This is a genomic window from Streptomyces sp. WAC05292 (assembly GCF_003949955.1).
Lineage (GTDB): Bacteria > Actinomycetota > Actinomycetes > Streptomycetales > Streptomycetaceae > Streptomyces > Streptomyces globosus.
In genome coordinates, this window is the sequence record NZ_RPSE01000167.1 from 1 (window position 1) to 12,146 (window position 12,146).

The following is a 12,146-nucleotide window of genomic DNA, read 5'->3' on the forward strand; positions in this document are numbered from 1 at the left end:
GCTCGGGGCCGGCGGGGTCGCCGTACGGCTCGGTGTCGTGGCGGTCGGGGCTCTCGTAGTCCTCGACGGCGCTCTGCGGGGCGGCGTAGCCCACGGGCAGGCGGGCGAAGCGGGCGGAGAGGCCGGGCAGGAAGGCGACGAGTCCGATGGCGACGGGCGCGCAGACGGCGGCGGTGGCGGTGGCCGAGGCTTCGGCGAGGATGGCGGCGAAGGTGGCGAGGGTCCCGGTGGCGGCGAGGAAGGTCGCCGCGACGAAGGGGGCGTCGCCGTTGGGCGTGAGGGCGACCAGGGCGACGGAGGCGACGAGGACGCAGACGCAGCCGAGCAGGAACTGCAGGCGCCCGGGGCCCTGGCCGGCGGCGGGGGCGATGATGCCGGAGCCGGCGATCAGCAGGTGCGGCAGGGCGCCGAGGCCGAGGGCGACGGCGGAGCCGCGGTCGCCGTAGACCCGGGCGCGGACGCCGGCGGCGGCGGTCAGCAGGAGTCCGGCGGCGCCGGCGATGATGCCGGGCAGGCCGTGCATGTCGTGGCGGACCGGGTCGGCGTACCAGAGGACGAAGCCGAGCAGGACGAGCAGGACGGCGGCGCCGGCGAGGCCCGCGCCGCGCAGCATGTCGTCGTGCCAGCGGTGGCGGTCGCGCACGACGGCCGAGGCGACGGCGTCGGAGACGTCGTCGAAGACGGCGGGCGGCAGCGACTCGGCGAAGGGGCGCAGGCTCAGCACCTCGCCGTCGAGGACCTGCTGGGCGGCGAGGGTGCGGGCGCCGTCGAGGACGGTGCCGTCGCGGCGGACGAGGTGGAAGCCGGTGGGGGCGCCGACGGGCTGCGTCTGGCCGGTGAGGCGCAGCAGCTCCGGGTAGACGTCGGCGACGGCTATGTCCTCGGGGAGGGCGACGTCGATGCGGCTGTCGGGAGCCACGACGGTGACCCTGCAGAAGCCCGTCGTTGCGGCCGTACTCACCTGTGGGACCCCCTGGTTGGCGGAGCGGGAGCGATCCGCTGCCCTCTCGGATTCGCGGATGCGCATACTGCGCGGGCCACCCTACCGGGAGTGCGTACGACAGTCGGCAAGTAGGATCACCGTCGCGCGGGGGAGAGCCCCTTCGTGCCCGGGACTTGGGGCGCCGGCAGCAGCGTCCCGTCCGTTTTCGAGGGATTGATGCTCCGGTGAGTCAGATCGTCGTCAAACGCCCGCCGCGGTCCCTGCCGCCCGAAGTCCCCTCGGACGAGCTGAGGCTGGAGGCTCCGCCGGAGCTCCCCCGGGGGCAGCAGGAGGGCATGCTGATGCAGCTCCTGCCGATGCTCGGCATGGGCTCGTCCGTCGTCTTCTTCTTCATGCCGGGCGCCGCGCCGTTCATGCGCATCATGGGCGTGCTGATGCTGGTGTCGACGGTGGCCATGGTGGTGGCCCAGCTGGTGCGCCACCGGCGCGGTACGCAGGGGCAAATGGCCGATGTCCGGCGCGACTACCTGAAGTACCTGGCGCAGACGCGCCGTCAGGTGCGGCGCACCGGGCGGCTGCAGCGCGACGCGCAGCTCTACCTGCACCCGGCGCCCGAGCAGTTGTGGTCGGTGGTCGCCGAGGGCTCGCGGCTGTGGGAGCGGCGCGTCGGCGACGAGGACTTCGCGCAGGCCCGGCTGGGGCTGGGCGCGCAGCGCCTGGCGACGCCGCTGATCGCCCCGGAGACGGCGCCGGTGGACGAGCTGGAGCCGCTGACGGCGGGCGCGATGCAGCGCTTCCTGAAGGTGCACTCCTCGCTGGACGGGCTGCCGGTGGCGGTCTCGATGCGGGCGTTCTACCACGTGACGGTGTCCGGCGAGCCCGAGTCGGCGCGCAGCACGGCGCGGGCGATGGTGGCGCAGCTGGCGACGCTGCACTCCCCGGACGACATGGTGGTGGCCGTGGTGGCCGCGCCGGGCGCCGTCGAGGCGTGGGACTGGGTGAAGTGGCTGCCGCACACCCAGGTCCCCGGTCAGGTCGACGGGGCGGGCAGCAAGCGGCTGTTCGGCGACGACATCACCGAGGTCGAGCAGCTGCTGGCGCCGCGGCTGGAGGGCCGGCCGCGGTTCAGCCGGGACGTCTCCCCCGTACTGGACCAGCCGCACCTGGTCATCGTCCTCGACGCCGACTCCCGCGGCGGGCTCGTCCCGCCGGACTCCGCGTTCGCCGCGCCCGAGGGCCTCCAGGGCGTCACCATCGTCGAGGTCGTCGCGGGCGAGCTGGACGAGCCGCGCGGCGGGCTGTCGGTGGTGGTCCGGCCGGGCAGGCTCCGGCTGGAGTCGGGCGGCGGCATCGCCTACGAGGGCGTCCCCGACACCCTGTCGCTGCCGGCGGCGGAGGCGCTGGCCCGGCAGCTGGCCCCGATGCGCACGGGCGGCGGGGACGACGACGAACCGCTGCTGGCGAACCTGGACTTCACCGACCTGCTGAACCTGGGCGACGCCGCCTCCATCGACGTGGCGCGGACCTGGCGGCCGCGGTCGGCCGGCGAGCGGCTGCGCGTGCCGATCGGCGTCGGCGAGGACGGCGCGCCCGTCATGCTGGACCTGAAGGAGGCCGCGCAGGAGGGCATGGGCCCGCACGGCCTGTGCGTCGGCGCGACCGGTTCCGGCAAGTCGGAGCTGCTGCGCACGCTGGTGCTGGGCCTGGCGGTCACGCACACGTCGGAGACGCTGAACTTCGTCCTCGCGGACTTCAAGGGCGGTGCCACGTTCACCGGCATGGGCCAGATGCCGCACGTGGCGGCGGTCATCACCAACCTGGCGGACGACCTGACCCTCGTCGACCGCATGGGCGACTCGATCCGCGGCGAGCTGCAGCGCCGCCAGGAGCTGCTGCGCGCGGCCGGCAACTACGCCAACATCCACGACTACGAGAAGGCGCGCGCGGCGGGCGCCCCGCTGGAGCCGCTGGCCTCGCTGGTGCTGGTCATCGACGAGTTCAGCGAGCTGCTGACGGCGAAGCCGGACTTCATCGACATGTTCATCCAGATCGGCCGCATCGGCCGTTCGCTGGGCGTGCACCTGCTGCTGGCCTCGCAGCGCCTGGAGGAGGGCAAGCTGCGCGGGCTGGACACGTACCTGTCGTACCGCATCGGCCTGCGCACCTTCTCGGCGGCGGAGTCGCGCACGGCGATCGGCGTGCCGGACGCCTACCACCTGCCGTCGGTGCCCGGTTCGGGCTACCTGAAGTTCGGCACCGACGAGATGGTGCGGTTCAAGGCGGCGTACGTCTCGGGCACCTACCGCTCGGGCGGGCCCGACCTGTCGGTGGGCCGGTTCCCGGTGGAGCGGCGGCCCGCGCTGTTCACGGCGGCCCCGGTGCCGGTGGTGTACGCGGCGCCGGACCCGGCGTACCTGGCGGAGCAGCCGGAGCGGGAGGACGACGCCCTCGCCGACACGGTGCTGGACGTGATCGTGAGCCGGCTGGAGGGGCAGGGCGTGCCGGCCCACCAGGTGTGGCTGCCGCCGCTCGACCAGGCCCCGCCGCTGGACCAGCTGCTGCCGGCGCTCGCGCCGTCGGCGGAGCGGGGCCTGCACGCGGACGGGTACACGCGGCCCGGCGGACTCGTCGTGCCGCTCGGCCTGATCGACAAGCCGTTCGAGCAGCGGCGCGAGGTGCTGTACCGGGACTTCTCGGGTGCGGCGGGCCACATGATGGTCGTCGGCGGCCCGCAGTCGGGCAAGTCGACCCTGATGCGGACGCTCATCTCCTCGTTCGCGCTGACGCACACGCCGCGCGAGGTGCAGTTCTACGGCCTCGACTTCGGCGGCGGCGGCATGTCGGCGGTGGCGGAGCTGCCGCACGTCGGCGGGATCGCCTCGCGCCTGGACCCGGAGCGGGTGCGCCGCACGGTCGCCGAGGTCGGCGGGATCCTCAACCGCCGGGAGGAGTTCTTCCGCGCGCACGGCATCGACTCGATCGGCACCTACCGGCGCAAGCGGGCCGCGGGCGAGCTGCCCGGCGAGCCGTGGGGTGACGTCTTCCTCGTCATCGACGGCTGGGGCGGCTTCCGCGGGGAGTACGAGGGCCTGGAGCAGGTGGTCACGGACATCGCCTCGCGCGGCCTGGGCTACGGCATCCACGTCGTGATCACCGCGGCCCGCTACATGGAGGTGCGGGCCGCGCTGAAGGACCAGATGCTGGGCCGGCTGGAGCTGCGGCTCGGCGACGTCATGGACTCCGAGTTCGACCGCAAGGTCGCCGCGAACGTGCCGACGGGGATGCCGGGGCGCGGCCAGGTCCCGGAGAAGCTGCACTTCCTGGCCGCGCTGCCGCGGATCGACGGCTCGCACGACCCGGAGACCCTCTCGGACGCCACGGCGGCCTTCGTCTCCGCGGTCAAGCAGCACTGGGCCGGCCAGGCCGCGCCGGGCGTGCGGCTGCTGCCGCGGCTGCTGCACGCGGACCAGCTGCCGGGCGGCGCGGAGTTCCCCGGGCGCGGGGTCGCGATCGGCATCGACGAGACGGCCCTGGAGCCGGTGTTCGTCGACTTCGAGACCGACCCGTTCCTCCTCGTCTTCGGCGAGAGCGAGTCGGGCAAGACGAACCTGCTGCGGCTCATCGCGCAGCAGATCGCCCAGCGGTACACCCCGGACCAGGCGCGGCTCGTCGTCGGCGACTACCGGCGCACCCTGCTGGGGGCGCTGCCGGAGGAGCACCTGCTGGAGTACGCGCCGATGGCGGGCTCCCTCCAGATGCACATGGAGGCGCTGGCCGGGGTGTTCTCGCGGCGGCAGCCGCCGGACGACGTCACCCCGCAGCAGCTGCGGGACCGCAGCTGGTGGACCGGGCCCGACGTGTTCATCATCATCGACGACTTCGACCTCGTGGCCACCAGCCAGGGCAACCCGCTCGCCCCGCTCGTGGACTACCTGCCCTTCGCCCGCGACACGGGTGTGCGCTTCATCATCGCGCGGAACTCGGCGGGCGCCTCCCGCTCGCTGTACGAGCCGTTCATGCAGCGCATCAAGGAGCTGGGCGCGCAGGGCGTCGTCCTGTCGGGCGACCCGTCCGAGGGCGACCTGGTCGGGAACGTGCGGCCGCGGCCGATGCCGCCGGGCCGGGCGTACTTCTCCTCCCGCAGGCGCGGCACCTCGCTGGTGCAGCTGGGGCGGATGCCGGAGGCGTAGCGCCGCGTGTGCCGGGGCCGGGTTCCGCACCTGCGGGGCCCGGCTCCGGCGCGTCGCGGCCCCGGCGTCGCCCCGGCGTCGCGGCCTCGGCGGGGGAAGATCGGCCGGAAAGGGTCCCGGGGGCCGCCGCGGGCACCGATAATCGGCAGCGGAAGATGGCCGAGGAGCCGACGGAAAGGCCGCGCAATGGGCACCCAGCAGGAGAAGGACGAGCTGTACGCGCTCGACATCAGCGGCGTCGAGTGGGAGGGGCCGCCCGGGACCAGCCCGGACGAGGAGCGGGTCGAGATCGCCCGGCTCCCCGAGGGCGCGGTGGCGATGCGGTCCTCCCTCGACCGGGACACCGTGCTGCGCTACACCGCGGCCGAGTGGGAGGCCTTCGTACTCGGCGCCCGGGACGGGGAGTTCGACCTCGACCGGGGGCCGCACTGACACCAGCCGGGAAGGCCGGTGCCGCCGGCACGCGCGGAAGGGGCGCGCCCGCAGCGGGCGCGCCCCTTCCGTGTGATCGGGAGCCGGGTGGCCCGCGAGCGGGCCGGGCGGCTCAGGAGGCTCAGTAGGCCTCGGTGAACAGGCGCGAGGCCTTCACGTCGGTGGCGCGGTAGTCGCCCTTGCCGCGCTCGATCAGCTGGGCGACCTTCTCCAGCTGGTCCTTCATGTGGTCGGCCTTCTGCTTGTACTTGCCCTGGAGCGTGACGTACTCCTTGTGGGCCTCACCGTCCCAGGTGTCGGTGACGACCTTGAGGGCCTGGTCCATCTCCGCCAGGTCGTCGACGATGTTCTTGGAGACGGTCCGGATGCGGTTGGCCATCTCCTGGACGCTCTCGTACCGTACCCGGGTTGCCCCGTCGTTGGACGCCATGGTGTTCTCCTTCGCGGTGGGCTTGAGCTGGTGGGGACGACGAGGCGGTCAGACGCCGTTGAGGCCCGAAGTGTTGCCGGCGGACGCCTGGACGGCCTTGAACGCGGCGCGCACGTCGTCGTCCTGCGCGTTGCTGAGGTTCTTGGTCTGGGCGACCGCGTTGTGCAGGATGCCGAGGAGGCGGCGGATCTCGTCGTGGTCCTCGTTGACGACCGTCTGGGCGGAGACGAACCCGGACGCACCGACACCGGTCCAGCCGGCGCTCACCGTGGCGAGGATGTCGGCCAGTTCACGGGCCTGCTTGGTGACGGCGGTGGCCGTCGTCTGGATCTTGTTCTTCGCCTGGACGATCGGATCGTCTGCAAGACCGAAATTGTTGCTCATCCGAAGCTCCTCACTTCTCAATTCGCCGGCAGAACCGGCGGACTGCGCGGCGGCGGAGCAGGGGAGCCGGGCGCGGATACGAGCCGCGCGCCCCGGGAATCCCCCTCCGCCTCACGCGATCCCCCGATCACAGTCGTGAAGCCTGGTGTCACTCTAGCCAGTTCATGTCACAGCCCCAACACCGGTGGCCTGCTTCTGTCGATGAACTGTGACCGTTCACTGCAAACGGCGCCGGCGCCTGCGGGCGTCGCGCACGACGGTCGCCGTCGCCGCGGTCACGGCGACCAGCACCGCGCCGATGCCCAGAGCGTACGTGCCGAGGCGCTCCTGGCGCTCCTGCGCCGTCTCCGTCAGGTGCAGTGCCGCGGCCTGCGGCGCGGCCGCCGGCGGGGGCCCCGGATCCGGTACGGGCGCCTTGGGGCGCTCGTGGTCCTGGGTCAGGGCGCGCACCGGGTCGACCACACCCCAACCGACGTAGTCGTCACGACCCTTGACGGTCCGTTCGGCCGTGCCCTGGATCTGCCAGACGATCTCCTGCGGGGTCCAGTCCGGGTGCTTGGCCTTCAGGAGCGCGGCCACGCCCGCGACGTACGGTGCGGAGAAGCTCGTTCCGTTGTCGATGCACTGGCCGAAGCCGGGGACGGTGGAGACCATGTCGACGCCCGGAGCGGCGACGCCGACGAAGTCGCCGGGCTGGGAGAACGCGGCGCGCTCGTTGTTGCGGTCCGAGGAGGCGACCGCGAGGACGCCGGGGAAGGCCGCGGGGTAGGTCTTGCGCTTCTCGCCGCTCATGCCGTCGTTGCCGGCCGAGGCGACGACGACGACCTTCGCGTCGAGGGCCCGCTGTACCGCCTTGGCCAGCTCGGAGTCGGCGGCCAGGGCGGCGTCGGTGTCCTGGGAGATGTTGACCACGTGCGCGCCCTTGGCGACGGCGTGGTCGATGGCCTGCGCGAGGGACAGGGCGTTGCCCTTGCCCTGCCCGTCGTTCTGCCGGATCGGGATGACGACCGATTCGGGGGCGAGGCCGACGAAGCCGGTGCCGCCCTGCGGGCGGGCGGCGATCAGCCCGGCCACCTTGGTGCCGTGGCCGACGGTGTCGGCCGTCCCGTCACCCTTGGGGTCGAGGAAGTCCTTGCCGGCGCCGACGTCGAGCGCCCCCGCGAGCTGCGGGTTGACCCGGTCGACGCCGGTGTCGATGACGGCGACCCGGACCGGCCTGCCGTCCTTGTCCTTGCCCTTGGTGTGGGCCCACAGCTCGTCGAGCAGCAGCCGCTGCAGGGCCCAGGGCCGGTCGGCGATCTGCTTCTTCATCGGGAACGTGCACTCCCCCGCCCCGGCCAGACCCAGTACGGGTGCGGACACGGCGGGGGGCGGGGCGTCGGCGGCCGCGGCGGGGCCCGCCGCGCAGCACAGGCCGGCCAGTGCGAGGGCGGGGGCGAGCCGGGCGCTGCGCCGGTACGGGTGGGCGGTCATGGGCGGCCTCCTCACGAACCCTGGGGCTGGCGGGCGGAGTTGGTGTCCAGGCGGGGCCCCTTCGAGAGGAACTCGGACCACGCGATGGGCACCATCGCCGGCACCACGCCGCCGTAGCCGAGCCGGATCTGCGCCTGGCTGGCCTCGGGGCGTCCTTCCGCGGCGCCGCCCTGCGCCTGCGGGTCCGCCGCGCCGATCTTGGATTTCTCGGCGTCGCTGTCGCCGTTGGCCTGGACGGCGTAGCGCAGCCCGGTGTCGGTGACCAGGAACGTGGAGCCGCCCGCCGTCGTCTGCTTGCCCTGCACCTGCGTGTACAGCAGGCCCGAGCCGGGGGTGACGTAGGCGCTGGTGCCGCTGGCGGTGATGTCGACGGGGAAGCCGGTGCCGGCCCAGGTGCTCAGCGTCTGCCCGCCCTGGCCGTCGACCGACCGCAGCACGTTGCACACGGTGTCGCGGGCGGCGCCCTGGCCGGAGCCCGCCTGGTTGATCCGGCCGGTCTTCTTCTGCGGCCAGCGGGTCTCGCCCTTGAAGACCCCCGGGTCGGGGTTCAGGGACTGCAGGTCGACCTCGCGGGGCTTGCCGTGCATGTTCAGGGTGTCGGTCGCGGGCGCCGAGATGAGCAGCCACGCGGTGAAGTCGGAGACGGGGGCCACCTTCCCCGGCAGCACGACGTAGTGCTGCGCACCGGAGCCGGTCTGCGCCCGCAGCACCATGCCGACCTTGTTGTCGGCGGTGCCGAGGCCCGGTACGTCGGCCTTCGTGCCGGCCGGGGCGGGCAGCTGCGGGAAGGCCAGGTCGTCACCGGAGTTCAGGGTGGCCAGCCACTGCTCGGAGACCTGTTGCGGGCTGCCTCCCGTCGTACCGACCAGGGCGTTCGTCATCTTGGCCGCGTCGGCCGTGCCCTCGGGGAACTTGTACTTGGTGCCCGCCGCGTCGACCAGGTAGCGCTCCTTGGACCCGCCGGTGCTCTGCACGTACAGCATCTGCGTGTCCGTCAGCCGGCGCTCGTCGTCCGTGATCCCGGCCTCGCGGTCGGCGAGGACGAAGGTCGCCGTCTGGACGCTCTTGCCGTTGCCGCCGGGCGCCTGGCAGACCGCCCACCGCTTGGCCTTGCCCGCGTCCTTCGGCGACGGGAGCCGGTCGGGGGCGTAGGGGATGCCGATGATCGGGCCGCGGGGCGGCCTGCCCGCGTCCAGGACCTTGTCGTCGACCTGGAGGACCTTGAACTTCTGCGGGTCGAGCAGGAGTCGGGCCGAGGCCAGGTTCAGCACCGGGTGCAGGCGGGTCTGGTCCTTGCCGTTCACCTTCGTCTTCAGCACCACGTACCGGGTCGTGGACTGCTTGCCGACCAGGACCTTCGTACCCGGCTCGTCCCAGCCCTTCGGCGCCTGCGGTTTGAACATGCCCCAGGCGCCGAACCCGGCGAGGACGACGGCTCCCGCGATCAGGCCGGGCACGACCGCCCGCAGCGGACGGGGGGCGCCTTCCTCGGAGCCCGTCGCGGACGGCTGCAGGAACGCGGCCACCGTCCGCCGCTTCGCAAAGGTGTACGCGTTGAGTTCATCACGCCGTGATGCCATGACCGTCTGCTTCTCCCCGAACGGCCCGGTCGGCGACTGCGGTCCCCGGGCCTTGATGGTCGGACCGGGGACCTACTATGCCTCTTGACCGAGGACACGCAGGGGCCGGGTAGGGTGAGGCAGCCGCTCAGCGCCTTCCGCACCGGGGTAAACAGGGCCTGTTGGGGTGGATTGAGGAGGTTCCGGAGGCATGCGGCGGGCAGCGCGCGGCTCCGGCACTCACGGGGGTCTCGGCCCGGAAAGGGGAGGTGGGCCACTGATGGCCACCGCGACGCAGCCGCAGACGGGCGCTCCGGCACCCGCACGCAGCGGGGTGACGCCGTATCCGCAGTCGACCCCGGGGCGTTTCGGCCCGTTCCGATTGCAACAGCTCGTCCTGCTCCAAGTGGCGGCTGCCGCGCTGCTGGTGGCCTGGGTCGTCGAACCCCTGCTGCTGGTGCCCGCGGGCGTCCTCGCCCTGGTCCTGGCCGTGCTGGCCCTCGTACGCCGCCACCAGCGCTCCCTGCCCGAGTGGATCGGCAGCGCGCTCGCCCTGCGCGCCCGGCGCCGGCGCGCCGCGGCGTTCACGGTGCCCGCGGGCACCGAGCCGGGCCTCGCCCCGCTCGTCGAGGCCGACCCGGCACTGCGGACCATGACGTTCAGCGACCGCGACCGGCGGCCCGTCGGCATGGTCGGCGACGGGACGTTCCTGACCGCCGTCGTCCAGGTCGACACCGACGCCACCGCGCTGCGCCCCGACCGCGGCGAGCGGCCGCTGCCGCTCGCGCTCGTCCGGGACGTCCTCGACGTGGACGGCATCCGGCTGGAGTCGGCGCAGCTCGTGCAGCACACCCAGCCCGCCCCCGCCCCGCACCTGCCGGCGCAGTCGACCGCCACCCGCAACTACGCACCGCTCCAGGCCCGGACGGGCACCCCCGCGGTACGGCTCACGTGGATCGCGCTCAAGCTCGACCCGGAACTGTGCCCCGAGGCGGTCGCCGCCCGCGGCGGCGGGCTCGCCGGCGCGCAGCGCTGCGTGGTCCGCGCGGCCGACCAGCTGGCGAGCCGGCTCGCGGGGGCCGGGTTCCGGGCGACCGTGCTCACCGAGCAGGAGCTGACGGCGGCCCTTGCCACCTCCTCCTGCGCCAACCCGCGGGCGATCACGCAGGCGGGCCGCTCGGCGAGCGCCGGCCGGCGCACCGAGGAGACGGCCCGCACCTGGCGCTGCGACGACCGGCGCCACACCACCTACTGGATCGGCCGCTGGCCGCAGCTCGGCGGCTCGGGGACGGCGTCCCTGCCGCAGTTCGTGGCGCTGCTGACCTCCCTGCAGGCGCTGGCGACGAACTTCAGCCTGACGATGGCACCCGGCGAGCGGCAGAGCGTCACCCTGACCGGCCACGTACGGGTGACGGGCCGCAGCGACGAGGAACTGGTCGCCGCCCGCCGGGAGCTGGAGCGCACCGCCCGCGGCGTGCGCACCGGCCTCGTCCGGCTCGACCGCGAACAGGTGCCGGGGCTGCTGGCCTCGCTGCCGCTGGGAGGCGCGCGATGAAGAGCACGGCCAGGGGCGGCTTCGGGCTGATCGGCCCGCGCCGCGAACGGCACACCGTGCCGGTGGCGGACCTCGACGCGCTGGCCCTGCCGGTCGGCGACGACGGCGTCGTCATCGGCGTCGACGCCCACGGCAGGCCCGCGGTGCTCGGCATCAACCGGCCCACCCCGTACGAGGTGACGCTGATCGGCGGCCTGTGGACGGCCCAGGTGCTCGCGCTGCGCGCCGCGGCCACCGGGGCCCGCGTCGCGGTGGAGACCGGCCGCGCCCAGGTGTGGGCGGGGCTGGCGCAGGCGGCCGGCGGCGGGCAGCAGTGCGTGACGCTGCACGACGTGGGCCGGGTGCCGCCGCAGGGTGCCTCCGCGGGGAGCCCGGTGCTGGTGATCCGCGACTGCGGGATGCGGCCGCCGCGCGGGCGCGTGGTGGCGGGCCCCTGGCAGTCCGTGGTGACGCTGCTGCCGTACCTGAGCCCGACGGCACCGCGGCTGCTGCAGAACTCGGCGCTCGTCGGCGTCCAGCGGGTCTCCCCTGACGAGGCGGAGCAGATCGGCCGCCTGATGGGGCTGCCCCGGCAGACGGTGGAGTCGCTGCCGACGCTGGGCGACGGCGTGACGCTGTGGTGCACGCCGCGGGACCGGCAGTTCGTCATGACGCAGGGCACGGAGCAGGAGTCCTCCCTCCTGGGGCCCTGCCGCCGCATCGACTGACGGCCCGTCCGGGCCCGCGTACGCCGCCCCCGGACGGACGGCGGGGTGACACGGGCTCAAGGGGCCCCGCCGGGAGGACGCGCCGCAGGAGCGGGCACGGTACGCGGCTGCCGGCGCGGGCGGGGCGCCCCGGCCGCGGGGGCGTCGCCCGGCGGGGGCGGACACCGGCGTCGGCGCCCGATTAGGCTGGGCGTGGGCGTGGCGCCGAGCGGCGCCGGACCGGTGTTCGACAGACCAGGAGGACGAGTGAGCGGCGATCGGAACGAGAGGCGCGGCGGGGCGTGGGACGTCCCGACGGACGATCAGTCCGACGCGGAGCCCGAGGTGACGGGCGAGTTCACCATCGACTACACGCCGCCCGCCTGGTACACGCAGAGCGCGGCCCCGGCCTCGCCCGTCCCCGCGCTGCCGGAGGGCAGCGGCTTCGAACCGCACCGGCCGTCGGAGCTCGCCTCGCCCCCGACGATGCGCAT

At 74.0% G+C, this 12,146-nt stretch carries 10 protein-coding genes; 5 read left to right on the top strand and 5 right to left on the bottom strand.

The features are described from left to right. On the bottom strand, positions 1-961 hold a 961-nt coding region (gene eccD / locus EF903_RS18445; RefSeq protein ID WP_125544555.1), incomplete at its 3' end, for a type VII secretion integral membrane protein EccD. Between the two features lie 206 nt (positions 962-1,167). On the opposite strand from eccD, the gene eccCa reads away from it, so the two are divergent. Both eccCa and EF903_RS18455 read left to right on the top strand, forming a co-directional pair. Beyond that, the gene (gene eccCa / locus EF903_RS18450) at positions 1,168-5,133 is read left to right on the top strand and encodes a type VII secretion protein EccCa (RefSeq protein WP_125544558.1); all 3,966 of its coding nucleotides are present in this window, start codon (positions 1,168-1,170) and stop codon (positions 5,131-5,133) included. Positions 5,134-5,319: 186 nt separating this feature from the next. After that, positions 5,320-5,565, top strand: coding sequence for a DUF397 domain-containing protein (locus EF903_RS18455; protein WP_125544560.1), 246 nt, complete (start codon positions 5,320-5,322; stop codon positions 5,563-5,565). A 121-nt stretch (positions 5,566-5,686) separates the two neighbouring features. Here the strand turns inward: EF903_RS18455 and EF903_RS18460 are convergent, their stop codons facing one another. The 4 genes from EF903_RS18460 to eccB form a co-directional block, all read right to left on the bottom strand. Beyond that, the gene (locus tag EF903_RS18460; protein ID WP_125544562.1) at positions 5,687-5,995 is read right to left on the bottom strand and encodes a WXG100 family type VII secretion target; all 309 of its coding nucleotides are present in this window, start codon (positions 5,993-5,995) and stop codon (positions 5,687-5,689) included. A gap of 48 nt (positions 5,996-6,043) precedes the next feature. Further along, entirely contained in the window at positions 6,044-6,379 is a 336-nt protein-coding gene (locus tag EF903_RS18465) for a WXG100 family type VII secretion target (protein ID WP_125544564.1), read from the bottom strand. Positions 6,380-6,595: 216 nt separating this feature from the next. Continuing rightward, the gene (mycP, locus tag EF903_RS18470; RefSeq protein WP_125544566.1) at positions 6,596-7,852 is read right to left on the bottom strand and encodes a type VII secretion-associated serine protease mycosin; all 1,257 of its coding nucleotides are present in this window, start codon (positions 7,850-7,852) and stop codon (positions 6,596-6,598) included. An 11-nt stretch (positions 7,853-7,863) separates the two neighbouring features. After that, positions 7,864-9,432 (bottom strand): type VII secretion protein EccB, encoded by a 1,569-nt coding sequence (eccB, locus tag EF903_RS18475; RefSeq protein ID WP_125544568.1) that lies wholly within the window; start codon positions 9,430-9,432, stop codon positions 7,864-7,866. A gap of 259 nt (positions 9,433-9,691) precedes the next feature. Here eccB and eccE point away from each other — a divergent pair, with 259 nt between their 5' ends. The 3 genes from eccE to EF903_RS18490 form a co-directional block, all read left to right on the top strand. Beyond that, on the top strand, positions 9,692-10,966 hold the full coding sequence (eccE, locus tag EF903_RS18480) for a type VII secretion protein EccE (protein WP_125544570.1): 1,275 nt from the start codon (positions 9,692-9,694) through the stop codon (positions 10,964-10,966). After that, positions 10,963-11,673, top strand: coding sequence for a hypothetical protein (locus EF903_RS18485; RefSeq protein WP_125544572.1), 711 nt, complete (start codon positions 10,963-10,965; stop codon positions 11,671-11,673). The genes eccE and EF903_RS18485 overlap by 4 nt, the downstream gene beginning before the upstream one ends. Positions 11,674-11,919: 246 nt before the next feature. Then, the coding region (locus tag EF903_RS18490; RefSeq protein ID WP_148142533.1) for an SCO5717 family growth-regulating ATPase at positions 11,920-12,146 on the top strand (227 nt) is incomplete at its 3' end.

Bases quoted from the DNA above. Each gene is read 5' to 3' on its own strand.
- EF903_RS18455 (WP_125544560.1), top strand. From the start codon at position 5,320: ATGGGCACCCAGCAGGAGAAGGACGAGCTGTACGCGCTCGACATCAGC.
- EF903_RS18460 (WP_125544562.1), bottom strand. From the start codon at position 5,995: ATGGCGTCCAACGACGGGGCAACCCGGGTACGGTACGAGAGCGTCCAG.
- EF903_RS18465 (WP_125544564.1), bottom strand. From the start codon at position 6,379: ATGAGCAACAATTTCGGTCTTGCAGACGATCCGATCGTCCAGGCGAAG.
- mycP (WP_125544566.1), bottom strand. From the start codon at position 7,852: ATGACCGCCCACCCGTACCGGCGCAGCGCCCGGCTCGCCCCCGCCCTC.
- eccB (WP_125544568.1), bottom strand. From the start codon at position 9,432: ATGGCATCACGGCGTGATGAACTCAACGCGTACACCTTTGCGAAGCGG.
- eccE (WP_125544570.1), top strand. From the start codon at position 9,692: ATGGCCACCGCGACGCAGCCGCAGACGGGCGCTCCGGCACCCGCACGC.
- EF903_RS18485 (WP_125544572.1), top strand. From the start codon at position 10,963: ATGAAGAGCACGGCCAGGGGCGGCTTCGGGCTGATCGGCCCGCGCCGC.